Raw genomic sequence first — 25,484 nt, 5'->3', positions numbered from 1 at the left:
GCGGTCCACAGCGGCCCACAGCAATCTTTTATGCGAAGCGTTCCAGTTCCGGGTGGTCCTTGAGCTGCTGCACCACGCGTTTGATGTCCTGGGTGCGGTCCTTGCGGACCACCAGCGTGACCTCGTTGGCGCGCACCACCACCACGTCGTCTAGGCCAATCGTGGCGATCAGGTCGTCGCCGTTGGTGGTGTACAGAATTGCGCCGCCGGTGTCCAGGCCCACATGACGGCCCACCGCGACGTTCTCGCCCTCGCCCTTGAGCAGCCGCTCCAGCGCGTTCCAGTCGCCCAGATCGTCCCAGCCGAACTCGGCGGGAATCACGCTGACCGCGCCTGACTTTTCCAGAATCGCGTAGTCGATGCTGATCTTGGGCAACTGCGGAAAGGTCTCGCGCAGGGCGCGGTGGGTCAGGCCGTGGGCGTCGGCGTCCATGGCTGCGCTGAGCGGCCCGAACAGGTCCGGCTGATACTCCTGGAAGGCGTCCAGAATGGCCGAGACCTTCCATACAAAAATCCCGCTGTTCCAGGCGTAGCCGCCGTCCTCTAGAAAGCCCTGCGCCGTCTCCGAGTCGGGCTTCTCGGTAAAGCGCGTGACCGCGTAGGCCGTGAACTCCTCAGCGCCTGCCATCTCCTGACCGCGCTGGATGTAACCGTAGCCGGTGGCCGGAAAGGTGGGCGTGATGCCGATGGTGACCAGCCGCCCGCTGCGGGCCGCCAGCGCGACGGCCTGCCGGACCACCCGCCCGAAGGTCTGTGGGTCAGACACCCGGTGGTCGGCGGGGAATACACCCATCACGGCGTCCGGCTGCGTGCGCGCGATCCGCAGGGCTGCGTACAGCACGGCGGGGGCGGTGTCGCGGGCGGCGGGTTCCACCAGCAGGTTTTCCAGCGGCATGTCCGGGAGCTGCTCCAGCACCTGCGAGCGGTAGTCGTTGCCGGTGACCACCATCAGGCCCTCGGGTTCGCCGCACAGCGTCACCAGGCGGTCACTGGTGGCCTGAAGCAGGCTGCGCCCCGAATCGTCGAGGGTCAGAAACTGCTTGGGGCGGTGGCGGCGCGACAGCGGCCAGAAGCGTTCGCCGCTGCCGCCCGCCAGGATCACCGGAACGAACGGGGCGGTCTCCGGGAGCGGGGTCTGGCCTGGGCTGGTCTGGGCGGTCTGCATGGTTGGACTCTAGCGTGCCAGGAATTTTACAGTGCCAGGAATTCTACAGTGCCAGAAAAGGGCGTTGCTGCGCCTTGTGCTTCCGGGGGGTGGGGGAGAGGCGACCTGTGTCCGGCGGACCTGCCGCCTCGCCGGCGTGGCCCCGGTTCGGTGTGGCCCCGGTTTCGGGCGGCCAGCGCCCGGCAGAGACCCTGGAGCCTTAAGCTCAGGTCAGCCCCCGCATGAGGAGTCCCAAGGAAGTGCCAGAGAGAAGACAAGGGGCAGCCTCTAGACTGCGGGATATGAAGGCCATCATTCCCGCCGCAGGACTGGGCACCCGCCTACGTCCGCTGACGTTTACCCGCCCCAAACCCGTGCTGCGCGTGGCCGGGCAGCCGATCATCCGCCACGCCATCCACACCCTGACGGCGGCGGGGATCACCGACATCGGCATCGTGGTCTCGGACATCACGCGCGGCGAGATCCAGCACGCCGTGCGGGAAATGTCGGGCGTGCAGCTCACGCTGATCAACCAGCACGAGCAACTGGGCCTGGGCCACGCGGTTTTAACCGCCCGCGAGTGGGTGGGCGACTCGGATTTCTGCGTGTACCTGGGCGACAACCTCTTCGAGTTCGGTGCAAAGCCCTTTGTGGAGCGCTTTCTACAGGAAAAACCGGCGGCCTTGATCGCCCTGGTGGAAGTCGAGGACCCCACCTCTTTCGGCGTGGCCGAGTTGGATGGCGAGCGCATCACCCGGCTGGTGGAAAAGCCGAAGAATCCGACCAGCAACCTGGCGGTGGCCGGGCTGTACTGCTTCACGCCGCAGATTTTCGGGGTGCTGGAACACATGCCGCCCTCGGCGCGCGGCGAGTACGAGATCACCGACGGCATCCAGGGGCTGATCGACGGCGGACAGGCGGTGCTGGGCCAGGCCGTCAAAGGCTGGTGGAAGGACACCGGACGCCCGGACGATCTGCTGGACGCCAACCGCCTGCTGCTGGAAAACATCGAGGCCAGCGTCCTGGGTACCGTCGAGAATTCGCGTATCTCGGGCCGGGTGGTGGTTCCGGCCACGGCGCGGGTGATCCGCAGCACCATCGTGGGACCGGTGATGCTGTCCGAGGACGTGGTCATCGAGGACGCCTACATCGGTCCCTTTACCAGTGTCGGGCGCGGTAGCGTAATTCGCAATGCGGAAGTCGAACACAGCGTCATCGACGCCGAGGCGGTGATCGAGAACACCTACCGCCGCCTTCAGGACTGCCTGATCGGCGTGCGGGCGCAGGTGCGCGGGGGCCGTGAGATGCCGCGTACCCTCAAGATGACCATCTCGGATGCCAGCGTGGTGGAACTGGTGTGACTGGGCCAGGTCAGAGCGGGCCAGGTCAGAGCGGGCCTGCTGGGAGTGGGCTGGACCGCCTGCCGGAGGGTCTGGTGGCCCCGCAGGACGACGGGGCCTGTGACCATCTGCCGGGGCTGAGGCTGCCCGTACTGATTCTGCCCGCCACCGGGGGGCCGCCTATGGACCTTTCGGCCCTGCCCGGCCTGACCGTGCTGTATGCCTATCCGCGCACGGGCCAGCCGGACCAGCCCTTGCCCACCGACTGGGACATCATTCCAGGGGCGCGGGGCTGCACCCCGCAGTCGTGCGCCTTCCGCGATCATTACGCGGAACTGGCGGCGGCTGGGGCGCGCGTCTTTGGCCTCAGCACGCAGGACACGGCGGACCAGGCCGAGGCGGCGGGGCGGTTGCACCTGCCTTTCCCGCTGCTCTCGGACGCCGAGTTGAGGCTGGCCCACGCGCTGAAGCTGCCCACATTCGAGGTGGACGGCCTGACCCTGCTGCGGCGCGTGACCCTGATCGTTCGTGACGGCGTGATCCACAAGGTCTTTTATCCGGTCTTTCCGCCGGATCAGAACGCGGCGCAGGTGCTGGCGTGGCTGGGGTCATGACATCCCTCACCCACCGCTGGCGCGGCACTCCTCCCGTGATAGACGGTTGGGAACTCCGAGACGACAGGTCAGCGCCGCTCCCCTCCAGGTCCCCACGCCACAGGCCACTTGACTTAGGCTCTACCGTGCGCGTGACGCGGTTGCCCGGCCCCACGCGCCCTATCATCAGGCCATGAGCGATTCTCCCCTGATTCACCTGGGTTCCCTGCTGCGGTCCACCGAGGACGCGCACGCCGAGGGCCAGCTTGATTACCTGAACTACGAGCAGGGCGGCCAGGCGCAGACCCTGACTTTCTCCGAACCCGCCCCCTACGAGATCAGCGTCAACGCGCTGAGCGGCAACGAGATGTACCTGCAAGGCAGCTTTGAACCCACCGTCACGATGGACTGCGCCCGCTGCCTGCGGAATGTGGAGGTGCCGCTGGAACTGACCCTGGGCACCCTGCTGCGCTACGAGCCGTCCGCCGACGCGCCGTATCTGGAGGAGGCCGAGACCGGCGAGGAGGTGCTGGTCTTTGGCGATCCCACCCTGGACCTCAGCGGCTACCTGGCCGAGATCACGCTGCTGGCCTCGCCCCTGAGCGTGCTGCACGCGCCCGACTGCAAGGGGCTGTGCCAGGTCTGCGGCCATGACCTGAACGACGGTCCCTGCGAACACATGGCGGCGGTGCCGGTTGAGGAAATCGACGACGATCTGGGCATTCCCCTGGGCAGCGTCCACGCCAAGCAGACGCCGTTTGCCGCCCTGCGTGATCTGAAGCTGCCGGAGGACTGAGGGTGGCAGACGCGCCTGAGCTGACGCACTTCCGTGACGGCCTGCCGCGCATGGTGGACGTGACCGACAAGGCCCCCACCACTCGCACCGCCACCGCCGAAGCCTGGGTGCGCCTGCCCCCGGAGGCCCGCGCAGCGCTGGAGGCCGGCACCAATCCCAAGGGCGAGCCGCTGACGGTGGCGCGGCTGGCGGGGCTGGCGGGCAGCAAGCGCACGGCGGACCTGATTCTGCTGTGCCACCCCATTCCCGTGACTGGCGCGGACGTGCAGGTCACGCTGGAAGACGCGGGCGTGTACATCACCGCCACCGTCCGCACCACCGCCCCGACGGGCGTGGAGATGGAAGCCCTGACCGCCGCCAGCGTCGCCGCCCTGAACGTGTACGACATGCTCAAGGCCGCCAGCAAGGCGCTGGAAATCACGGGCATTCGGCTGCTGAGCAAGACGGGCGGCAAGAGCGGCGACTACTCTGCCGCCCAATCCCTCTAAACACAGTCACCCTAGACAGCCGCCGGGAACTTTCTGGAATCCTCTATCGTAGAGGAACAGTATGGGCATGGAGCGAGACAACCGGGGCGAGGGGTCTATGGCTGACCCGTCCGGCTGGCTGGATCTGCTTCACCGCGAGGCTGAGGGCGAGTTGACTCCCGCCGAGATGGAAGCGTTGCGTTCGCTGCCCGATCAGGAGAAAGTGGCACAGCAAAGGCGTCGGCTGGCTGACACCACTGCCCACCTGAGTGCCCTGCCGCCGCCCCGCCTGCCCGCGAGTGTGGCGCAGAACGTGGCCGCCGAAGTGGCCTGGAGCGTGCGCCTGGGTGCATCTCAGCCAGAACTGCTGCATTCGCTGGCTGGCGCTGTGGTGGCAGACATCGCTGTTGCGCGTCATCTGCAAGACCAATCTGTTCCACTCATGCCCCACAGTCTCGCGGCGGGAGTGGTGAGCGACATTCGGGCAGCGCGTCAGCTTGGGGCAACTCCACCTCTCCTACCGTCCAGCGTGGCCGCAGCCGTCGCCTCCGATATCGCTTGGGCGGGACGGGTCCACATCCCTGCGCCCACGCTGCCGCGTTCGGTGGCTGGGGCGGTGGTGGCCCGGATCGCTCAGCCAGAAGCGGAGGGCGTCTCAGTACCTCCACCCAGCCTTGCCCCCATTTCACCTGCTGCAAACGGTTTTATGCCCCTACTCAAGCCCCGGCACAATCCGGCCCCACTGGCGCTGGTGGTGGCGCTGATGGCCGGGCTGACCCTGCTGGCGGTCACCACCGTCTGGCCCAATCTGGCCGCCGGGGCGCTGGTGCTGCGGACGCTGCTGGCCCAGGTCTCGCCGCTGGCCGGGGTGGGACTGGCGCTGCTGCTGCTGACGAGCGCCCTGGTCAGTTGGCGGCCCGGTCCGGTGATGCAGCGGATGGGCGCGGGGGCCTTCGCCCTGAGCGCGGTGTTGACCCTGCCCGCGCTGTACAGTCTGGCCGCCCACGGGGACGTGCGTTTCGGGCAGAACATCGTGGTGAGTGGCCCGGTGGACGGCAACGTGATCGCGGTGGGCGGCCATGTGCGGCTGGAGGCGGGCGCACGCGTGAACGGCGAGGTGGTCACGCTGCTGGGCGACGTGCGCCGCGATCCGGGCGCGCAGGTCAGTGGGCGGGTCAACGCGCTGCTGGGCCACGCGCCGGATGATCTGGACGCGCTGGAAACGGCCCCGCCGCAGGGCATCGGCATTGCCACCGCCGCCGCCTTCAGGCCGCTGCTGGGATGGCTGGGGAGCGCCGCGTGGCCGCAGATTTTCGTCACGTTGACGGGCGGCGCGTTGCTGCTGCTGTTCGTGGCGGGCATGGCCCCCACCCTGGCCCGCCGCCAGCGCCACGCCCCCATGCGGACGCTGGCGCTGGGGGTGCTGGCGCTGACCGCCCTGGGTGGCCCTGCGCTGGCCCTGGCGCTGGCTGGGCTGCTGGGGCCTGCGCTGGTGGCCGCCGCGCTGGCCGTGGTGATCCTGGCCGTGGGCCTCAGCGTCAGCGCCTATGACCTAGGCCGCGCTCTGGCCCGCCGCCTGCGCCTGCCGGTTCCCGACGCGGTGGGGGCCTTGCTGGGCCTCAGCGCCGTGGCCGCCAGCCTCAGCGAGCCGCCGCTGGCCTTTGGGCTGGCGCTGATCGGCGGCGCGTGGGGCGCAGGAACGCTGCTTTTGGCGCGTGGTGGAGTTCAGACCGTTTAAGATGGTGGTGTGAATACATTCACGACACGTCGGGCCACGTTGCAGGATGTGGGCAGTCTGGTTTCTCTGATTCTGGAAGCAGCGCGGCAGAATTCGTTTATTGAGCCGAGCCTCTGGCCTATGCATGTTGAAGCGGAGGGACGTGTACAGATAGCGCTGGAACGGGACCTAGCCACTCCCGAGCGCCGCGCCTGGTTTCTGGCAGAGGCAGGCGGAGAGGCCGTGGGGGCTGTGGAAGTCGGCCTGAATCCGGCCCCGCCCGTGTATGAATTGGGGGGTCAGCCTGCTGGACTCGTTGGCGAAACGTTTTACGCCCGTGTGCCAGACGCCTCGCCCGCGCTGTTGGACGCTGCCGAAGCGTTCGTGCGCGAACACGGCGCGGCGGTGACGGTAGCGACCTGTCCCGCCCAGGACACGCGGCGGCTGGCGCTGTTACAGGAGCGCGGCTACTGTCCGCTGACCCTCTGGATGATTAAAGCCGTCAACACGAGAGCCGACTTCTCTCCAGCTATCCGGCCCGCAGCGGAGACTGACTTATCCTCGTTGGTGCGCCTCAACCGGCAGGCCCAGGAGGAGAAGCGCCGTGCCAACGCCCGCTTCTGGACACCCCACCCCGATGCGCCCGCCCGCTTTGAGGGCTGGATGCGCCACTCGTTGACGCTGGCAGACCGCGAGCTGCTGGTCAGTCCGGCAAATGGCGGGGCGCGCGGCTTCGCGGTGGCGCAGCCCGCAGGCTTGCCGCCCGCCCACGACGCGGCGGGGCTGGGGCTGCTCGACGATCTGGCGGCGGACGACTGGGCTACTTTCGCAGATTTGCTGAACGCTGCCCAGATTGCCTTCGCTCGGCAGGGCCGAACCACCGTTCAGGCTGTCTGCCCCGCCGACTGGCCAGAACGTCGCGAGGCGCTGGAGGCCGCAGGCTTCCGCACCGCCAACCTGTGGCTGATCCTGGAAGAATGAAAAAAGCCAGAGAACCACGTCTCCGGCCTTCTTCTGTACATCCTCAATCAGTTCAGGATGCGCTTGAGGTGCAGGTAAATCTCGTACCAGTCGCCCTTGTCGCGCGGACGCTTGCCGCGCAGTTCAATGCGCGACAGGGTCTGCACCCAGTCGGGCGTGATCTGCGGCCCCAGCGTGGGATCGGCCACCAGATCGGCCAGTCCCTTGGGCATGGACCCCTCGGTGGACGCGCCGTAAAATTCGACGCCCTCCAGCAGATCATGAACCGTGATGGCGTAGGACGCCGCCAGGGTTTGCAGGGTTTCCAGGCTGGGGTTGGTGCGGCCACGTTCCAGATCGCTGAGGTACGGGACGCTGATCCCGGCAGTCTCGGCGACGTCTTTGAGCCGCAGCCCGCGTTCGCTACGGAGTTCGCGGAGTCTTTCGTGCAATTTCATGTGTCACCTCCTTGGCTGCGGCTGGGCCTCACTGCCTCTGTAAATTCGCGTGCTGAGCGCGGGAGATACAGACGCGGCGTGCCGCCTGGGACTACAGCTTTTGCCCCTGGTTTGACCCCGAGAAGGGCGTTTGCCTGTGGACAGAATCGAGCAGCCTTGGTTGGAGTGTAACACCCATTTTCACTACGGTCAATACAGAATGCGGGGGGTAGAGTTCTTGCACAGCCGCCCGCCGCTCTGCTATCATCGTAATCAGCAAGAGGTTTTCTCCGAAATTTGTCTCCCACCCATCCCCCTCGTGGCCCCCTCGGGCTGGAAGGAGTCTTCGCTTATGCGCGCACTGGACACGATTGCCGAGAGTATCCGCGTGGGGTACGTTCACCCCACCACCGTCCTGAATACCCTGATCGAAGTCGAGAACGACGGCGGCCTGCTGGCCGTGCGCCGCGTCGAGCGTCAACTGTGCCTGGGCACCCACGCCCTGCGCGAGCGCGGTCACCCCAACACCGCCCTGGCCCAGAGCTGGCTGGGGGCGGCCCGTGCCTATCTGGTCACGCAGGCGGAGCGCAAACAGGCGGTCTGAAAAAAGAGACAGGGAAAAAGAGGCAGGGAACCGGCCCAGAACTCAGTGTCTGGGCCGCTTTTCTGTTCCTCTGTTCCTAGCTTTCCTCCAGCCCGTAGATCTCGCCGTACTTGCGGTGCAGGTACGCCACGTACGGATCGGCGCTCAGCGGGCGTCCGGTGGCGCGTTCGGTAATCTGGGTGGGGGTCAGGCTGCGCCCGAACCTGTAGACGTTCTCGGTCAGCCACGCCAGCAGCGGCGCGTATTCGGCGTTCTGGATACCCTCGGTAATAGTTGCGTCTTCCTGCGCCGCCTCCAGCAGTTGCACGCTCAGCAGGTTGCCCAGCGCGTAGGTGGGAAAGTACCCGATCAGCCCGGCGGACCAGTGAACATCCTGCAACACGCCCTGCGCGTCGTTGGGCGGGGTCAGGCCCAGGTCTTCCCCCATCCTGGCGTTCCAGGCTTCGGGCAGCTCCGAAACCTTCAGCGTGCCCTCCAGCAGCGCCAGTTCCAGCTCGAAGCGCAGCATGATATGGAAGTTGTAGGTGACCTCGTCGGCCTCCACGCGGATCATGCTGGGATTGACGCGGTTGACGGCGCGGTAGAGGCCAGCGGCGTCCAGCCCGGCGGTGACCTCCGGCGCGGCCTGGACCAGTTGCGGGAAGTAGCGTTCCCAGAACGGCAGGCTGCGGCCCAGCAGGTTCTCGAACAGGCGCGACTGACTTTCATGGACGCCCAGACTCGCGCCGCCCGACACCGGGGTGCGTTCCCAGCGCTCGGAGACGCCGCGCTCGTACATGGCGTGGCCGGTCTCGTGCCACGTTCCGAACAGGCAGGCGGGCCAGTACAGCTCCACCCGCGTGGTGATCCGCAGATCGCTGCGGCTGAAATTGGTCATGAAGGGATGCGCGCTCTCGTCCTGGCGGGCAAAATCACCGTTCAGCCCGAACGCCTCGCCCGCCACCCGCCACGCGAAGGCTTTCTGCGCCTCGGCGGGAAAGGGGCGCGTCAGCACGCTGTAATCCGCCGCGTCGTCCGCCGCCGCAATGCGCCTGAGCAGCGGCAGGGTACGGTTCCGCAGATCCGCGAAGATGGTCCCCACCGCCCCCGCGCGCATCCCCGGCTGGTAGTTGTCCAGCAGGGCGTCGTAGGGGTGTTCTTGAAAGCCGCGCAAGTCGGCCTCGCGGCGGGCCAGGTCCAGCATGCGCTCCAGGTGCGGGGCGAAGGTGGCAAAGTCGCTGCCCTTACGCGCCGCGATCCAGGCGTGGTGGGCCTCGTTCTGGGCGCGGGTGCGTTCCTCCACGAACTCGGTGGGCAGTTTGGTGGCCTTCCCAAAATCACGCCGGGTCACGCGCACGATGGCCTGATCCGTTTCACTATCGGGGGCGGCGGCGTCCAGCAGTTCCCCCGTCTTGTCGTCCGTAAACATCGCGTGGGTCAGGCCCGCCAGGGTGGACAGTTGCAGGCCCCGCACGCGGGCGGCCTCGTCGGGCATGCTGGTTTCCTGCTCCCAGGACATCAGGGCTTCCGCCGCGCCCAGATCGGACACCTGGCCCAGACGGCGGCGCAGTTCGGTCATGGGTTGCTCAATCGGGGCGTCGGGCGTGGATTCGCTGGTGGTCATGCTTCAGGGTAACGCCAGAATCAGCGCTTGAGGCACAATCCTGGACTCCTCAAGCCCCGTCCCAGCGCTTCACCTCCAGCACGCTGCCTTCCTGACCGATCACCTGGCCGATGACGCTCACCGCGTCGCCGGGGTGCAGCCAGTTGCGTGACCTGTCTGGAGACGGTCACGGCCACACGGCCCGGACCGCTGCTGACCTCGTGGCGCGTGCGGGCCAGCCGGAACAGCTACGCCGTGAAACCGCCCACCGCCAGCCCGCAGTCCAGCGCCACGGCGAACTGCCCGGCCCCCGAAACGCCAGTCGAGCCGCCCGGTACCCCGGACAGTCCAAAAAACGTGGAGAAATGGATCAGGGCGCGCAGCGTGAACCACGAGGCGGTAGCGCCCGCGCCGGGGTGGTTTGCGGTCACGTCATAGCCACCCAGATCACGTCCAGCGCCGCCCAACAGGAGCAGCCCAGGCCGCACGCCGCATCAGAAAGATGCCCGGCAACGTTCACCCCCTCTGGGGCAGATTACGCGGCCAGAGGGGGCGAAGTTGCCGGGGGAAAGCGGTTCAGTTCCTGGCGACTCCGGTGGCCCAGCGCAGGCGGCCCACCAGTTTCAGGGTCTGGCGGTTTTCCTCGGCCAGCAGGGCGCGGGTCAGACTTTCCGGGCAGGTCTGAAGCGGCTGGACTCGCAGGGACTGGGCCTCCAGGGTCTGGGTTGCCAGGCCGGGGTGAGACCCATCCAGTTCAGGACTGGTCAGCACCGTCCTATTCTGAAGGTTCCACTGCTGGCCTGAATCAAAGGACCTGATCATGGAAGGGAGTCTAGGAGACGGTCTGGCACAACGCTCTGACGGGGCGGGCCGCCGTGCCCGGCTCCAGTCTCGTTTAAAGAATGGGGGCAATGGCGCTGGATTCGGGTCAGATCTGGGGCGTGGGTGCGGCCTGCCTCCTGGCCTGGGGTGGGCGCTATGCTCCTGGGGACTGTTCCAGATCGCCTGTCCCGGCTCCCTCACCCCCACCCCCACGGAGGTTTCCCATGCCCACTCCCCTGACCGAAATGCCCACCTGGACGGCCTTAACCGAACATCATCGGACGATGAAGGACACCCGGCTGAGTGACCTCTTCGGGGGCGATGATCGGCGCGGCGAGCGCCTGAACGCCGAGGGTGCGGGTCTTTATCTGGACTACAGCAAGAACCGTGTGACAGACGAGACCCTGCAACTGCTGCTTCAGTTGGCGCGCGAGACCGGCGTGGAGGCCAGGCGCGACGCCATGTTCGCTGGGGAACGCATCAATGTCACCGAGAACCGCGCCGTGTTGCATACCGCCCTGCGTCAGCCAAAGGGCGCGACAGTTGTGGTAGATGGCCGGAACGTCGTCCCGGACGTGCATGAAGTGCTGGACCGTATGGCGGCGTTTGCCAATTCGCTCAGGGGCGGGCAGTGGGCGGGCTTTACCGGCAAACCCATTAAGAACATCGTGAACATCGGCATCGGCGGCAGCGATCTGGGGCCGGTGATGGCCTACGAAGCCCTCAAGCATTACACCCAGCGTGACCTGACGGTGCGCTTCGTGTCCAACGTGGACGGCACCGATCTGGTGGAAAAGACCCGCGATCTGGACCCGGCAGAAACGCTGTTTATTGTGTCCAGCAAGACCTTTACCACGCAGGAAACGATGGCGAACGCGTCTTCGGCCCGCGCGTGGCTGCTGGCCGCCTTGAAGGACGAGGCCGCCGTCGCCCGCCATTTCGTCGCCGTGTCCACCAACGCCGACGCCGTGCAGAAGTTCGGCATCGACACGGCCAACATGTTCGGCTTCTGGGACTGGGTGGGCGGGCGCTACAGCATGGACAGCGCGATTGGCCTGAGCCTGATGCTGGCCATCGGCCCCGACGGCTTCACGGAGCTGCTGGCCGGATTTCACGAGATGGACGAGCATTTCCGCACCACGCCGCTGGAGAAAAACCTTCCAGTCCTGATGGGCCTGCTGGGCGTGTGGTACAACAATTTCTTCGATGCACAGTCCCACGCTGTGCTGCCGTATGACCAGTACCTGCAATACTTCCCGGCTTACCTGCAACAACTGGACATGGAGAGCAACGGCAAGCACATCACCCTGGACGGTCAGGCGGTGGATTACCAGACCGGACAGGTGATCTGGGGGCAACCGGGGACCAACGGCCAGCACGCCTTTTACCAGCTCATCCATCAGGGGACCAAGCTGATTCCCTGCGACTTCATTGGTTTCTGCCAGACCCTCAACCCGCTGCCCACGCCAGATGGCCCGCCGCACCACGATCTGCTGATGGCTAACGTCTTCGCGCAGACCGAGGCGCTGGCCTTCGGCAAGTCGCTGGACGCTGTGCTGGCCGAGGGGGTAGACGCCGCGCTGGCCCCGCACCGCGTCTTCGACGGCAACCGGCCCACCAATACCATCCTGGCCGATAAACTGACGCCGCGCACGCTGGGTGCATTGATCGCCCTCTACGAACACAAGGTTTTTGTACAGGGGGCCGTGTGGAACATCAATTCCTTTGACCAGTGGGGCGTGGAGCTGGGCAAGGTGCTGGCAGGGAAGATCGTGCCGGAGCTGAAGGCGGGCGCGGAGCCGGAGCTGGCGCATGACAGCAGCACCAATACGCTGATCCGGCGCTACCGGGAACGGCGTTAGATTTCCCCGAAGCTGTTCAGATCAGCCGGGAGAGTTCGGCCAATCGCTGAATCTGTGGCACTCCCGCCAGTGGCGGAGTCCTCTCCTCCCGGTTAAACCAGAGGGCACGCAGACCAGCCTTCAGCGCGCGATCCTGCGGGGAAGCGCCCGGTCAGCAGAGAAGGCCGGGAATCTGCGGATTGTTTGCGCCCATGCGCTGTCCGCCTGCTGGCAGGTGGAAGGGGAGCTGGAGAAATTGCGGGCGCTCCTGACCGGGCGCTGAGGCCCTCGCCTACACCCGCATTCGCAGGCCCAGCAAAAAGCCCGCCGTGAACGCCCCGGCAAAAGGTAGATTCGCCAGCAGCACGCGCTGGAACCACGCGGCTCCCTGTTCGCTGCCCTGCTTCAGGGCGGGTTCGGCCACCGATTGCAGATGCAGCCAGTTGATGCTGATCAGGTCAAAATATGACAGCAGTTGCAGCGCGATGAACAGCAACCCCACCACGATCAGCACGATGCGCCCCACCGCCTTGAGGGCCAGCGCGGTGGCAAAGCCCAGCAGCGCGCCTACACTCAGGTCCGGCAGCAGCGGGCGCAGGGCATCCAGGAAGCCGGGGTCAGTGGAGGGTGCGGGGGCTGTGGTCATCAAAAAGTGTCATCACGGAAGGGGTGTGGCCGGGGGCCTGTCGGTGTGGCATGCTAGCGCGAATGCCCCGAAGGAATCTGAGGGTCTGGCCCGCTCAGGAAGACGGTCTGCCCCCTGACTGTTCCACGGCTGGATGCTGAGCCGATCCACGCTGGGCCGGTCCATAAGTGGGATGCCCTGATCCCCGCCGGGACGGTATGGTGTGCAGGACGTGACCTCGCCGCCCGATCCTGCCGCTGTACCCACCCCCGCTGCCGATGTGGTTTCGCCGGAGTTGCTGGGACGGCTGACGTCGGGCGATGAGGCCGCGTGGTACGCCTTCGTGCAGGAGTACGAGGGCCGCATGTACGGTTACCTGTACCGTCTGGAGGGCAACAGTGAAGACGCCCTGGACCTGACCCAGGAAGTGTTTTACCGCGCCTGGCGCAGCATCCGCACCTTTCGGCCCGGCGAGCGGGTGCTGCCGTGGCTGTATCAGGTGGCGCGCAACACCCAGATCGAGTCGCACCGCCGCAAGCAGCTTCAGCGCTTCAGCCTGGAGCAGGCGCGCGAGGACGTGGGCTTCGAGGTCACCTCTGAAGCGCGTTCCCCGGTGCGGGCCGCCGAGAGCGCCGACGCCCAGGACCGTGTACAGCGCGCCCTGCTGAAGCTGCCCGAGGACTACCGCGAGGCCGTGGTGCTGCGCTTCTTGGAGGACCTGCCCTACGAGGACATCGCCCGCATTCAGGGCGTGGCGGTGGGCACGGCCAAGAGCCGCGTCTTCCGCGCCAAGGAGCAACTGGCCGAGTTGCTGGCCGACGTGGCCGACGTGAATTAGGGCGGCCAGAGCAGGCCATCTGCCCGCCCACCCAACGGCTGTCCCGCACCGCAGGCAGATCGGCTCTGGTGCGGGCCATCGCCGCCCCCATACTGCTCCCATTTATGGAGCTTTGCTCAAGCGCGCGTCAGCGGAAAGCCAAGCCCGATTTCAGCATCCGGGCCGCCGCATTCACGACACTGCGGAATGAGGCCGTGGAAGCGGACCAATCATCTTGTTCTTTACAGGAGGACCACCATGGGAACCATTCAAAGCGTGATCGAGGATGTCAAGGAGAGCGTGCAGGACTCCGCCCACCGTCTGGAGGGCCGGGCCGCCATCGAGGCCAGTAAGGCGTTCGTCAAGCAGCAGCAGAAAATGTCGGCGCTGCTGGCCGATCAGCAAAAGGACCTGAAAGATATTCGCCAGGAGCTGCAAAAGGTCCGCAAGCAGCGCTCTTCCGGCGGCGGCTTTCCGTGGATGCTGGTGCTGCTGGCGGGCGGAGCCTACGCGCTGTACCGCAGCAATCCGGGCGTCCGCGATCAGATCGATGGTCTGCTGGTCCGGGTGGACCCCGGCGTCAAGGGCAATCTGGCCCGCGCGGGCGACGCCGTGAAGGGCGCGGCCTCGGACCTACTGGACGGCCAAAGCCCCAGCGACGCGGTCAAGCGCGCGGGCGGCGAGTTGCAGCGCGCGGGTGAAAAGGCCGTGGACGCGGCTAGGGACGCCGCTGCCGACCTGAAACAGGACGCGCAGGTCAAAGCCAAGGATCTCAGGGACGACGCCCAGGCTGCCAGTAAAGGCAACTAAGCACGCTCCCCAAACCGGAGCCAGCCAGGACCTGTTCCTCGGCTGGTTCTGTTCTGTTTTTGCGCTCTACACGACGGTGTGCGCCAGTTCACGGCGCAGGTCAGCCTGCGATCATGGTGGGGGGGCACTCTCGGGCCATGAAACCTTCCCCCTCGCCCATCAATTTGACACTGCCCAACTTGACACTGCCCAACTTGACATTGCCCAAGATCGCCCTTGGCCTCAGCGTTGTGCTGGTGGCTGGCCTGGGCGGACCCGCCCTCGCCGCGCCCAAGATCAGCGCCCAGAGCATCATCGTCAATCCGGTGCCGACGACAGTGGACGTCAAGGTCTGGACGGACCGCGACAGCAGCGGCACGCGCACACCGTCGTACCGACCCGGCGACCGGATTCGCCTGTACGCCAGCGTGTCGCAGGACGCCCACGTCTACCTGTTCAATGTCGATCCCAACGGTCAGGTGGACCTGATTCTGCCCAACAAGTACCAGGGCGGCGCGAACTTTTTAAAGGCCAACACCGTCAAGGTCTTCCCGGCGGCGGGCGATCCCTTTACCTTTGACATCGCCGCGCCCTACGGCCTGAACAAGGTGCTGGCGCTGGCGAGCAAGACCGAACTGGACCTCAAGCAGATTGCCACCTTTAAAAGCGGGCAGAACAGCTTTGCGGACGTGAATGTCAAGGGGCAGCAGGGGCTGGCACAGGCGCTGAGCATCGTGGTCACGCCGGTGCCGCAGAACACCTGGGACAGCGCCACGGCGTTCTATCAGGTGGTGGCCCGCACGGCTGCGGCGGTTCCCGCCGTGCCCACGCAGCCCGCCAACCCCTGGGGCAACGCCCGCAAATGGCAGGGCGTGGTGGGCGTCCCTTCTGACCTGCGCGCCCTGCATGACAGCTACGCCGCGCGCCTGAAGGCTGAGGGCTACGTGCAGACCAAATTGCAAATCAAGCAGGGCGAGATCAAGAGCGAGTACCGCCGGGGCGACGACGAGGCCACGCTCAAGGTGGAGCGCAAGGGCAAAGGTGTGGAGATCAAGCTGGAACGCGACTGAGCAGACTGACCATCTGAAATTGAGAGGAGGCCTTGCGGGGCCTCTTTTCCTCTTTTTCTGACCCTGTGCAGGTGCTGAAGCGTCCAACGCTGCCGGAGTCATCTGCTAGGCTAGACAGACACTGATTTTCCCCACTGGAGCTTTCTGACGATGCCCCTGCCTGCCAATGTGAACCGACTGCTCAACCAGCGCCGCGCGCCCTGAGTATTGGCGTGGCTGCCGTCCCCGTGTGTCCGGGCGGCCCTCTCGCCTTCGTCCCCCAGCGTTCACCGGAGGTTGTATGACCCGTTCCAAATCCAAGCCGAAAACCACACCTGCACCACCACCTCCAGACGCCGCCTTTGATGCCGCTGCCGCCGCCTACGAGCAGGCCGGGAATATGTTCCAGCTCATCGCGCCAGACGGCACCAGCACGGGCGCGGGCGAGTTGCCGAACCCCGAGACCCGCCTGCGCCTGTACCACGAGATGCGCCGGGCGCGGCATTTTGACGAACGCGGCTGGGTGCTGTACCGCCAGGGCCGCCTGGGTGTCTTTCCGCCCTTTGGCGGGATGGAAGCCAGTCAGGTGGGCACGGCTGCCGCTCTGACCGCCGACGACTGGCTGTTCCCCACCTACCGCGACACGGGGGCGGCCCTGACGCTGGGCCTGCCAATTGCGCGGGCGCTGGCATACTGGCGGACCTCGCCGCACGGCTGGGCCATGCCAGAGAACCTGAAAGTGCTGCCCTTCTACATCCCGATTGCCACCCAGTACCCACACGCGGTGGGCGCGGCGCTGGCCGAGAAGCGCAAGGGGACGAACAACGTGGCGATGGCCTACATCGGCGACGGCGGCAGCTCTGAGGGTGACTTTCACGAGGCGCTGAACTTTGCCGGGGCGCTGGAAGCTCCCTGTGTGTTCATTCTCCAGAACAACGGCTGGGCCATCAGCGTGCCGACGCGCTCGCAGACCAGGGCCACCAACCTATCTAAACGCGCCGAGGGCTACGGCATCCCCGGCGTGCGCGTGGACGGCAACGACGTGCTGGCGACGTATCACGTCACGCGCGAGGCGGTGGAGCGGGCGCGTAGAGGCGAGGGTCCAACCCTGATTGAAACCGTCACCTACCGTGTCAAGCCGCACACCGTGGCCGACGATCCCAGCCGCTACCGTACGGACGCCGACAACGAGGGTTGGGACGCCAAGGACCCGGTCTTGAGGCTGCAAACCCACCTGATGAACGAGGGGTTGCTGACTGGGGACTCCGAGGCCGCGCTGCTGGAAGAGGTGGCCGACGAGTTTGAAGCCGCCCTGAAGGAAGCCGACGCCTACCCGGACCCCGAACCCGCCGAGATTCTGGACCATGTGTTTGCCGAGCCGACACCGCAGCTCCGGCGGCAGCGCGAACAGATCTTGAATGAACAGGGCCTGAGCGAGGAAAACGCATGACCGCCACCGCATCTAAAAGCGACACTCCCGCCGACACCAAGACCATGACCATGATCGCCGCCATCAACAACGCGCTGGATCTGGCGCTGGAGCAGGACGACGCCGTGCATATCTTCGGTGAGGACGTGGGCGTGATGGGCGGCGTCTTCCGCGCCACCGATGGCTTGCAGGCCAAATACGGCGCGGACCGCGTGTTCGACACCCCGCTGGCCGAGGCCGCGATTGTGGGCATGGGCATCGGCATGGGGCTGGCCGGGTTAAAGCCCGTGGCCGAAATCCAGTTCGCGGGCTTCCTATACCCGGCGCTGGATCAGGTGCTGTCCCACCTGGGGCGCTACCGCCACCGCACCCGCAGCCGCTATCACCTGCCGATGGTGGTCCGCGCTCCCTACGGCGGCGGCGTGCATACCCCCGAACAGCACGCCGACAGCCCCGAAGCCATCCTGGCGCACACCCCCGGCATCAAGGTGGTCATTCCCAGCACTCCCGCCGATGCCAAGGGCCTACTGCTCTCGGCCATCCATGACCCGGACCCGGTGTTCTTCTTTGAGGCCATCAAGCTGTACCGCAGCGTCAAGGAAGCTGTGCCGACTGGCGATTACCGCATTCCGCTGGGTCAGGCCAGAATCGTGACCGAGGGCGACGACGTGACCGTGATCTGCTACGGCGGCATGGTGGAGGTGGCCCAGAAAGCCGCCGCCGCCGCCCAGAGTGCCGGAATTGGCGTGGAGGTCATTGACCTGCGGACCCTGGTGCCGCTGGACACCGACACCATTCTGGCCAGCGTGCAGAAGACGGGCCGCGCCGTGGTGGTCACCGAGGCTCCGCGCACCGGAGGCTTTCACAGCGAGATCAGCGCCACCATTGCCGAGGAAGCCATCGAATACCTGCGTGCGCCGATTGTCCGCGTGACTGGCTTTGACGCGCCGTATCCGCCCTTCACCGCTATTGAAGATGTATACCGCCCGAATGCGGTGCGGGTGGCAAGGGCGATTAAAGCGGTGATGGGGTACTGAGGTTTTTAATCCCGGAGGGAGCCGCAAAGTGGCGGAAGGGTGAGGGAGCCACCGGGCAGGCCCAGAAAAACTCGCCCTTTCAGCCTTCTTCGCCCTCCACAACCCTATACAAAACAGCCGTGCGCCACACGCTCAGGCCGCAGCCGAAGAAATGTTTGTCTTCCGTCCAGATGTCCGCATCCAGCGCGAGAGCCAACGCTGCTGTCGGCCAGTCGTCGGGATCGCCGGGAACACGGCGGCGGGCTTCGGCCTTAAAGGGGAGAAATGTTACCTCTGACATCACCGTGACACGGTGCTGAAGGAGCCACATCGCTCTGAGCAACCATGCCTGCTTCGCCTCATCTGAATAACCTGCACGCTGGGCCACAGGTTCCAGGCGACGTTTTAATTCATGGGCCGCCTCACTGGCAACGCGCGGGGTCATGAACATCTGGGCGGACAGAACTTCAAACCGCTCCTGCCCTCGCCGCCTCAGCAATTCCCCCACCACAACATTCGCGTCCAGAACAAGCTTCAGGGCCGACCTGCTGGAGCCGCAGCAGAATCAGGGCCAAATAGCTCGTCTTCCAACGCTTCCACGCTCAGGCCGAGTTTTGCGGCCAGTTCTTCCATCTGGGTGTTGAAAATGTCCTGTGCTTCCCTCAACTGAGCGGCATTGGCGGCGACAATAGGGGTGTAAAAGCCTACTGGCTTCCCATGCCGCTCCACCACAAACGGCTCGTCTGCGGCCAACAGTTGCGTCGCCCGGTCCTTGAATTCCTTAATGCCCACGCGCCGGGGCGAGGTGGACGGGGTTTCAGATTTGGGTTTTTTGGCGGTAACAGTCATGAGTTTGCCTCCACAGATTTAACTAAGTGGCTACCAGTATAGCCAGAATTGAGATTGGGAATAGATACGGAGGCGGATTTACTCCCTTGCCTCAGCCTCGGCCCGTCCCATGATTCCCCGCACCAATTCCGCCTTCCCGGCCTGATACCTGCCCAACTGGTCTGGATACGCCGCTACCAGTTCCAGTTTGAGTTGCCCATAAGCAGCAGCGTCTGCCGGGTGACGGCGCAGGTGGTCACGGAAAAGAAGATGCTCCTTCCAGTGGGAACTGTCCTCCTCAACGATGTGCAGGTGAAAGCCACGCTGCCGCCCTTCCCACGCCTTGAGATAGATGCGCCACCTGGGATTGGGAGCTTTGTAAAAGTGGAATCCAACGGTGCGGAGCCTCTCGTGCAACTGTTCCGGCCAGGGCCACAGGGCCGCCGCTGTAATCAGATCAATCGTCGGTTTGGCGACCAGACCGGGGACGGCGGTGCTTCCAAAATGCTCGGCGGCGGAGAGGGCAGAGCCAAGTGTGCGACAAAGCAGGTCAAGCTCAGTGGACGCTCGCACCAGCCAGTCCGGGCCATGTGGCTGGACTTCGGCGGTCTGGATGGCCGAACCTAGACCATTCAACTTCATGCCCGGAGTTTATCTGCCGCCTCCCTCACCTACCCAAACCCCCCGCCCCCCATCCTCACCCGTGACATACTTCTTCTCTGGAATGCCCAAGCGTACTGACCTGAACACGATCCTTATTCTCGGCAGCGGCCCCATCCAGATTGGGCAGGCCGCCGAATTCGACTATTCTGGGACGCAGGCGCTCAAAGCCCTGAAGAAAGAGGGCTACCGTGTGGTGCTGGTCAACAGCAACCCGGCGACCATCATGACCGACCCGGACCTGGCCGACGCGACCTATCTGGAACCGCTGACCCCCGAATTTGTGGAGAAGGTGATTGCTAAGGAAAAGCCCGACGCCCTGCTGCCCACGCTGGGCGGCCAGACCGCGCTGAACCTGGCGATGCAACTTCACGAGCGCGGCACGCTTGCCAAGTACGGTGTGGAGCTGATCGGCGCGGGCGTGGAGGCCATCAACAAGGGCGAGGACCGCGAACTGTTTCAGGCCGCCATGAAGAAGATCGGCATTGAAACGGCTAAGGGCAAGATGGTTCACAGCATGGCCGAGGCCACCGAGTACCAGAAGGAACTGGGCCTGCCGGTGGTGATCCGGCCCTCCTTCACCCTCGGCGGCACAGGCGGCGGCATCGCGCACAGCTACGAGGAATTTCTGAGCATCACCGAGGGCGGCCTGCGCGACAGCCCCGTGACCTCGGTGCTGCTGGAAGAAAGCATCCTGGGCTGGAAGGAATACGAGCTGGAGGTGATGCGCGACACCGCCGACACGGTCATCATCATCACCAGCATCGAGAACTTTGACCCGATGGGCGTGCATACCGGCGACAGCATCACGGTGGCCCCGGCGCAGACCCTCAGCGACGTGGAATACCAGCGCCTGCGCGATATGTCGCTGGCGATCATCCGCGAGATCGGCGTGGCGACGGGCGGCAGCAACATTCAGTTCGCGGTCAATCCGAACGACGGGCGCGTGATTGTGATCGAGATGAACCCGCGTGTGTCGCGCAGCTCAGCGCTGGCGAGCAAGGCCACCGGCTATCCAATTGCCAAAATTGCCGCGCTGCTGGCGGTGGGCTACACGCTGGACGAGCTGCCCAACGACATCACCCGCGTCACCCCCGCCGCCTTTGAACCCAGCATCGATTATGTGGTCACCAAGATTCCGCGCTTTGCCTTCGAGAAATTCCCCGGCAGTTCCGATCACCTGGGAACGCAGATGCGCTCGGTGGGCGAGGTCATGGCGATTGGGCGCACCTTCAAGGAGTCGCTGCAAAAGGCTATGCGAAGTGTGGAGAGCGACGTGCGCGGGGTGTTTGCCGCCCTATCGCCGGACGAACTGCGCGGCCTCCTCTACCCCAATCCGCGCCGCCTGGAAGCGGTGATTGAACTGCTGCGGCGCGGCGAGACGACTGCACAATTGTTCGACGCCACCAAAATTGACCCGTGGTTTCTGAGCCAGCTCCACGAGATCGTGGCCGCCGAGGGCGAGATTCTGGAGCTGGGACCGATCACCGGGTGGAAATACGAGTACTGGCGCGAGGTCAAGCGGCTGGGCTTCAGTGACGCCCGCATTGGCGAGATCATGGGCCTCGGGGAGCTGGAAGTCCGCGCCCTGCGTAAGGAGGCCAAAGCCACCCCGGTCTACAAGACGGTGGACACCTGCGCCGCCGAGTTCGAGGCGCACACGCCGTACCACTACAGCACCTACGAGTGGGAGGACGAGGTCACGCTCACAGACCGGCCCAAGGTAGTCATCCTGGGCAGCGGCCCCAACCGCATCGGGCAGGGGGTGGAGTTCGATTACGCCACCGTCCACGCGGTCTGGGCCTTGCAGGAAGCGGGGTTTGAAACGATCATGATCAACTCCAACCCGGAGACGGTCAGCACCGATTACGACACGGCGGACCGGCTGTACTTCGAGCCGCTGACCTTTGAAGACGTGATGAACATCGTCGATCACGAGAAGCCCGTGGGCGTGATCGTGCAACTGGGCGGGCAGACGCCGCTGAAGCTGGCGCGGCGGCTGGAAGCGGCGGGCGCACCCATCATCGGCACCAGCCCGGACGCCATCGACGAGGCCGAGGACCGCGCCAGTTTCAACGCGCTGTGCGAACGCCTGGGCCTGCCGCAGCCACGCGGACTGGTGGCAGAAACGCCGAACGAGGCGCAGGCGCTGGCCGAGAAGCTGGGCTTTCCGCTGATGGCCCGCCCAAGCTACGTGCTGGGGGGCCGCGCCATGCGGACGGTTCGCAGCATGGATGAATTGACCACCTATCTGGACGAGGTGTACGCCGCCGTGGAAGGGCAGCCCAGCATCCTCCTCGATCAGTTTCTGGAAGGGGCGCTGGAGCTGGACGTGGATACCCTGTGCGACGGCCAGGTGGCTGTGGTGGCCGGGATCATGGAGCATGTGGAGGCTGCCGGGATTCACAGCGGCGACAGCGCCTGCGTGCTGCCCCCGGTCAGCCTGTCTGCCGAACTGCTGGCCCGCGTGAAGGCCGACACCGAGCGGCTGGCGCTGGCGCTGGGCGTGCGCGGGCTGATGAACGTGCAGTGGGCGGTCAAGGACGACGTGGCGTACATCCTGGAGGCCAACCCCCGCGCCAGCCGCACCGTTCCCTTCGTGAGCAAGGCCGTGAACCATCCCCTCGCCAAGAGTGCCGCCCGCATTGCCGTGGGCCACACGCTGGAGCAGATCGGGCTGCTGGAGACCCCGGTTCCCCCCATGTACAGCGTCAAGGAAGTTCACCTGCCCTTCCTGAAGTTCGCGGGCGTGTTGCCCATCCTGGGGCCGGAGATGAAAAGCACCGGCGAGAGCATGGGCATCGACGCAGACCCGTATCTGGCGTTCTACCGGGCGCAACTGGGGGCCAAGAACAACCTGCCCTTAAGCGGCACCGCCCTGCTGCTGGGCGACGGCCTGGACGATATGGCCGCCACGCTGGAGGGCGCGGGCCTACGCGTGATCCGCGAACAGGACGGCGATAAGTTGCCTGACCTGCTGATTGATGCCACCGAAAGCCGCCTGCTGAGAACGGCGCTGGAACGGGGCGTTCCCATCGTGAGTACGCGCGAGGCCGCCGAGTGGACGGCGAAGGCGATTGCAGGCGCTGTGAGGGCAGGAGAGTTGGGAGTTACGAGTTTGCAGGAGTGGGTTGGGAATCTGTCTGGTAATGTAAGCGACAAATGACAGCCAAAGTGAAGAGAAGAAATAAGCGCTCCGAAACTCGTGCGCGTTACCATATTAGATTAGAAGCAGAGAGGCGTGGATGGAACGTTAGACATTGGGATAACGGGGGGGATTTCTTAGAAGAAAACGAAATACTAGCTAGTCTTGGCGATGTTGGACTAGGCTTGGATCGTCCAGATTTCTTAATAGCCTTAAATGGTGATCCCATAATGGTTGTTGAGGCGAAAAATAATTTGTCTCTTATTAATCTAGCTATCAAGGAAGCAGTTGAATATGCCGATACTATTAACAGCGATGGAAAATATAAAATTAAGATAGCCGTAGGTGCGGCGGGTGATGACGACGATGGTTTCGCTGTTGAGGTGCGCTTCTTTGATGGATCTGCATGGGCAGAACTGAAGTCTCATGGCTATGCTCTTACAAATATTCCATCGAGGAAAGAAGTTGAGCTTGCGGTGAGTGCTGGAGACGCTACTACTTCTGTTTCCATTCCCACAACCTCTGAATTTATTAGCTCCGCCATCGAAATTAGTGAGTTATTGAGACTTGCTAAAGTTGAGGCTCCCCTTCGGCCCAAGGTCATTGGTGCATTGACGCTAGCTTTGTATAATTCAGACGTAAATCCGAGTTCTGAGAATATTCTTGAAGAAATCAACGCACATGTTGATGAAGCCATTAATTTGGCCTCTCGGATTGAGGTAAGTAAAAAGAAGCGATTGATTGAGAATCTAATTTTAACTGGTAGTGACTACGATAGACTCGAGCCATTTGCCAGAAGAATTATTTTATCACTCAAAAAATTAAATATAAGATCGGTCATTCAAACGGATGCCGATTTTTTAGGAATGTTCTATGAGGCGTTTCTCAGGTATGGTTATGACAACAATGCCCTGGGAATCGTATTCACACCTAGACATATAACAAAATTTTGTATTGATCTAGTTCGTTTGAATTCAACCGACAAGGTTATTGATATTGCGTCAGGAACTGGCGGATTTCTTGTTTCGTCATTTGATGACATGATGCAAAAAGCTAAAAGTGAAGCCACTAAAGATAGTATTAAAAAATCTATCTATGGCTACGATACAAATCCCACTATATGGGCGCTTGCATCTTTAAATATGTTTTTTCGTGGCGATGGTAAAAGTAATATAGAGTTTGGCAATAGTTTAGATGAGTCTTCCAAGGATAAAATTGCTGGTAAATTTGATAAGGCATTTCTTAACCCGCCATTCTCGCAAGAAGGTGAGCCAGAACGCCGTTTCATTGATGCAGCTTTAGATGCCTTAAAACCGGAAGGTATGGCTGTAGTTCTCGTAAAAGCTGGTATTTTTTGCGACGAGGATCATGCCGATTGGCGCAAGAATCTTCTAAAATCGCATAGCTTAATTGGCATAATAAGTATGCCCGATGATTTGTTTTATCCGACTGCTGCTCCTACATCAATAGTAATTTTACAAGCGCATATTCCACAATCTCAGACCGAGAATATCTTCATTTCGCGAATATTTAATGATGGCTATGTCAAACTTAAAGGCAAGAGAGTGGAAACCACAGGTAGTCAACTTGAAGCTGTTAAACATTCATTTCATGACTTTATTGATAAAGTAGTAAATCCTTCTGATGTTGCCCACACCATTGCTGCTAGTCTGATTGCGGGTGGCGAGGACTGGAGTCCTCAAAAATGGCTTCCTCAACCAGAGATAGACGATCTAACACTGAATAATTTCCAAAGAGAGGTATATAAATCTATTTATCAAGCAGCAGTGGAGTTTCCAGAGCTATCGGAGATTGCGTTGGATGATTTTGGAGGTGAGTGGAGTACCTTACCGCCTTTACCACTAAATACTCGTATGCCACTTGACCATTTCTTCACCATATCTAATGGCAGTTCATCTGGCGAGAAAAACTACATAGAGGGTCACTTACCATATATTTCAAGTGGAGATCCAAATAATAGTATAGTCAGGTTAATTGAACCTATAGAATCGGAAGTTTTCATCTCTGGAGGCATAACTATTACTGCTTTTGGCAGAGCCTCATTACAACCATGGCCGTTTATGGCAAGAGGAAATGGTGGTAGTGCCGTTCGGGTGCTGACACCTAAATTTGCAATGACTAAAAGAGATATGGCTTGGTTCGTTGCGCAAATTAATTTACAGAGATGGAGATTTTTTTATGGACGTATGGCAATCAAAGGTAGATTGAAAGAATTATATGTTGATAGTCCAGAAAATAGTCTAAATGATAACATCGATATTCTTGGTAACTTACAGAAAATCAGTAAAGATGTTGAGAAATATAGCGATATAGGTTAAATAAATAGAAGTAGCAAATCTAGGCTTTCCCAAGCTCCCGCTTCGGCTTTCGCCCGTGGTGGGGACAGGCGCTGTGTTGGGGTTATACGGATTCCGCTTAATTCCTTAACTCTCCGGGAAAGCGCCGGAGAGTTAATCCACCCCGTTTAGGGCTTGAGTCAGAGTAGATTTTCCCGCTCCCAGACGATAAAAATTGAGACGATATGGCTAGATATCGTCTCCACCACAGTTTAGGCCGTCGGCGCAACATTCGCACCCTTCACCGCTGGGCCAAAACGCACTTCAGCGATCACAAAAAGTGTCGTCATCAGAAAGTCACCGACGCCATGCTCATTGCTCTCTTGCTGGCACGCTTGATCTACAAGCAGGCGTATCCCTCGGTCTGGTGGAGTGATCTGAGGGCAGACCGCCCCGGTCTGCCCTCGTACACGCAAGCCTTCAACCGGGCTAATCGTCTGCTTGAAACGCTGGAACAGGTCTGTAC

At 63.0% G+C, this 25,484-nt stretch carries 24 protein-coding genes and 1 pseudogene; 16 read left to right on the top strand and 9 right to left on the bottom strand.

Annotated elements, in window-relative coordinates; genetic code table 11:
* Positions 1–28: 28 nt before the first annotated feature.
* Positions 29–1,165, bottom strand: a complete 1,137-nt coding sequence (locus Q322_RS0111155; RefSeq protein ID WP_051668461.1) for a mannose-1-phosphate guanylyltransferase — start codon at positions 1,163–1,165, stop codon at positions 29–31.
* Between the two features lie 281 nt (positions 1,166–1,446).
* Between Q322_RS0111155 and Q322_RS0111150 the strand changes: the two genes are divergently transcribed.
* The 6 genes from Q322_RS0111150 to Q322_RS0111125 all read left to right on the top strand — a co-directional run bounded on the left by Q322_RS0111150 (position 1,447) and on the right by Q322_RS0111125 (position 7,038).
* Positions 1,447–2,505 carry a glucose-1-phosphate thymidylyltransferase gene (locus Q322_RS0111150; RefSeq protein ID WP_029477994.1) on the top strand — a complete coding sequence of 353 codons (1,059 nt, stop codon included), beginning with the start codon at positions 1,447–1,449 and terminating at the stop codon, positions 2,503–2,505.
* Positions 2,502–3,098 carry a peroxiredoxin gene (locus tag Q322_RS0111145; RefSeq protein WP_084147943.1) on the top strand — a complete coding sequence of 199 codons (597 nt, stop codon included), beginning with the start codon at positions 2,502–2,504 and terminating at the stop codon, positions 3,096–3,098. The genes Q322_RS0111150 and Q322_RS0111145 overlap by 4 nt, the downstream gene beginning before the upstream one ends.
* Before the next feature lie 172 nt (positions 3,099–3,270).
* On the top strand, positions 3,271–3,873 hold the full coding sequence (locus tag Q322_RS0111140) for a DUF177 domain-containing protein (RefSeq protein WP_029477992.1): 603 nt from the start codon (positions 3,271–3,273) through the stop codon (positions 3,871–3,873).
* Positions 3,874–3,875: 2 nt separating this feature from the next.
* On the top strand, positions 3,876–4,361 hold the full coding sequence (gene moaC / locus Q322_RS0111135; RefSeq protein ID WP_029477991.1) for a cyclic pyranopterin monophosphate synthase MoaC: 486 nt from the start codon (positions 3,876–3,878) through the stop codon (positions 4,359–4,361).
* A 97-nt stretch (positions 4,362–4,458) separates the two neighbouring features.
* Positions 4,459–6,078, top strand: a complete 1,620-nt coding sequence (locus Q322_RS23860; protein WP_169739082.1) for a bactofilin family protein — start codon at positions 4,459–4,461, stop codon at positions 6,076–6,078.
* Between the two features lie 9 nt (positions 6,079–6,087).
* Positions 6,088–7,038, top strand: a complete 951-nt coding sequence (locus Q322_RS0111125; protein ID WP_156953011.1) for a GNAT family N-acetyltransferase — start codon at positions 6,088–6,090, stop codon at positions 7,036–7,038.
* 47 nt (positions 7,039–7,085) lie between these two features.
* Here the strand turns inward: Q322_RS0111125 and Q322_RS0111120 are convergent, their stop codons facing one another.
* Positions 7,086–7,475, bottom strand: coding sequence for a helix-turn-helix domain-containing protein (locus Q322_RS0111120; protein ID WP_029477988.1), 390 nt, complete (start codon positions 7,473–7,475; stop codon positions 7,086–7,088).
* 331 nt (positions 7,476–7,806) lie between these two features.
* On the opposite strand from Q322_RS0111120, the gene Q322_RS0111115 reads away from it, so the two are divergent.
* Positions 7,807–8,058, top strand: a complete 252-nt coding sequence (locus Q322_RS0111115) for a hypothetical protein (protein ID WP_029477987.1) — start codon at positions 7,807–7,809, stop codon at positions 8,056–8,058.
* A gap of 76 nt (positions 8,059–8,134) precedes the next feature.
* Here Q322_RS0111115 and Q322_RS0111110 read toward each other — a convergent pair whose 3' ends face one another.
* The 3 genes from Q322_RS0111110 to Q322_RS21750 form a co-directional block, all read right to left on the bottom strand.
* Entirely contained in the window at positions 8,135–9,661 is a 1,527-nt protein-coding gene (locus tag Q322_RS0111110; RefSeq protein ID WP_051668460.1) for a carboxypeptidase M32, read from the bottom strand.
* A gap of 227 nt (positions 9,662–9,888) precedes the next feature.
* Complete coding sequence (locus Q322_RS23350; RefSeq protein ID WP_156953010.1) at positions 9,889–10,071, bottom strand: hypothetical protein; 183 nt, start codon at positions 10,069–10,071, stop codon at positions 9,889–9,891.
* Positions 10,072–10,216: 145 nt separating this feature from the next.
* The gene (locus Q322_RS21750; RefSeq protein ID WP_029477984.1) at positions 10,217–10,462 is read right to left on the bottom strand and encodes a hypothetical protein; all 246 of its coding nucleotides are present in this window, start codon (positions 10,460–10,462) and stop codon (positions 10,217–10,219) included.
* 224 nt (positions 10,463–10,686) lie between these two features.
* On the opposite strand from Q322_RS21750, the gene pgi reads away from it, so the two are divergent.
* Positions 10,687–12,324, top strand: coding sequence for a glucose-6-phosphate isomerase (pgi, locus tag Q322_RS0111095; protein WP_029477983.1), 1,638 nt, complete (start codon positions 10,687–10,689; stop codon positions 12,322–12,324).
* Positions 12,325–12,595: 271 nt separating this feature from the next.
* Here pgi and Q322_RS0111090 read toward each other — a convergent pair whose 3' ends face one another.
* A complete protein-coding gene (locus Q322_RS0111090; protein ID WP_029477982.1) occupies positions 12,596–12,949 on the bottom strand; it encodes an FUN14 domain-containing protein in 354 nt (117 codons plus the stop codon).
* Positions 12,950–13,208: 259 nt separating this feature from the next.
* Here Q322_RS0111090 and Q322_RS0111085 point away from each other — a divergent pair, with 259 nt between their 5' ends.
* The 5 genes from Q322_RS0111085 (at position 13,209) to Q322_RS0111065 (ending at position 18,049) form a co-directional block, all read left to right on the top strand.
* Positions 13,209–13,766, top strand: a complete 558-nt coding sequence (locus Q322_RS0111085) for an RNA polymerase sigma factor (RefSeq protein WP_034418380.1) — start codon at positions 13,209–13,211, stop codon at positions 13,764–13,766.
* A gap of 237 nt (positions 13,767–14,003) precedes the next feature.
* The gene (locus Q322_RS20915; protein ID WP_034418376.1) at positions 14,004–14,555 is read left to right on the top strand and encodes a hypothetical protein; all 552 of its coding nucleotides are present in this window, start codon (positions 14,004–14,006) and stop codon (positions 14,553–14,555) included.
* Between the two features lie 137 nt (positions 14,556–14,692).
* Entirely contained in the window at positions 14,693–15,604 is a 912-nt protein-coding gene (locus Q322_RS0111075; RefSeq protein WP_084147941.1) for a DUF4384 domain-containing protein, read from the top strand.
* 280 nt (positions 15,605–15,884) lie between these two features.
* On the top strand, positions 15,885–17,033 hold the full coding sequence (pdhA, locus tag Q322_RS0111070; RefSeq protein ID WP_034418365.1) for a pyruvate dehydrogenase (acetyl-transferring) E1 component subunit alpha: 1,149 nt from the start codon (positions 15,885–15,887) through the stop codon (positions 17,031–17,033).
* A complete protein-coding gene (locus tag Q322_RS0111065) occupies positions 17,030–18,049 on the top strand; it encodes an alpha-ketoacid dehydrogenase subunit beta (RefSeq protein WP_029477977.1) in 1,020 nt (339 codons plus the stop codon). The genes pdhA and Q322_RS0111065 overlap by 4 nt, the downstream gene beginning before the upstream one ends.
* Before the next feature lie 79 nt (positions 18,050–18,128).
* On the opposite strand, the gene Q322_RS0111060 is transcribed toward Q322_RS0111065, so the two are convergent.
* The 3 genes from Q322_RS0111060 to Q322_RS0111050 form a co-directional block, all read right to left on the bottom strand.
* Complete coding sequence (locus Q322_RS0111060) at positions 18,129–18,554, bottom strand: PIN domain-containing protein (RefSeq protein WP_281173644.1); 426 nt, start codon at positions 18,552–18,554, stop codon at positions 18,129–18,131.
* Positions 18,555–18,562: 8 nt separating this feature from the next.
* A complete protein-coding gene (locus tag Q322_RS20910) occupies positions 18,563–18,877 on the bottom strand; it encodes a hypothetical protein (protein ID WP_034418360.1) in 315 nt (104 codons plus the stop codon).
* Positions 18,878–18,955: 78 nt separating this feature from the next.
* A complete protein-coding gene (locus tag Q322_RS0111050) occupies positions 18,956–19,498 on the bottom strand; it encodes a GrpB family protein (protein ID WP_051668457.1) in 543 nt (180 codons plus the stop codon).
* Between the two features lie 82 nt (positions 19,499–19,580).
* Between Q322_RS0111050 and carB the strand changes: the two genes are divergently transcribed.
* From carB to Q322_RS22440, 3 genes and pseudogenes are all read left to right on the top strand, one after another.
* Positions 19,581–22,682, top strand: a complete 3,102-nt coding sequence (gene carB, locus Q322_RS0111045; RefSeq protein ID WP_029477974.1) for a carbamoyl-phosphate synthase large subunit — start codon at positions 19,581–19,583, stop codon at positions 22,680–22,682.
* Positions 22,679–25,000, top strand: coding sequence for an HsdM family class I SAM-dependent methyltransferase (locus Q322_RS22445; protein ID WP_084147940.1), 2,322 nt, complete (start codon positions 22,679–22,681; stop codon positions 24,998–25,000). The genes carB and Q322_RS22445 overlap by 4 nt, the downstream gene beginning before the upstream one ends.
* Before the next feature lie 203 nt (positions 25,001–25,203).
* Positions 25,204–25,484 (top strand): annotated as a pseudogene (locus Q322_RS22440) (IS982 family transposase); the annotation flags it as partial.

The organism is Deinococcus frigens DSM 12807 (assembly GCF_000701425.1).
Taxonomy (GTDB): domain Bacteria; phylum Deinococcota; class Deinococci; order Deinococcales; family Deinococcaceae; genus Deinococcus; species Deinococcus frigens.
This window is presented reverse-complemented; position numbering and strand designations above follow the sequence as displayed.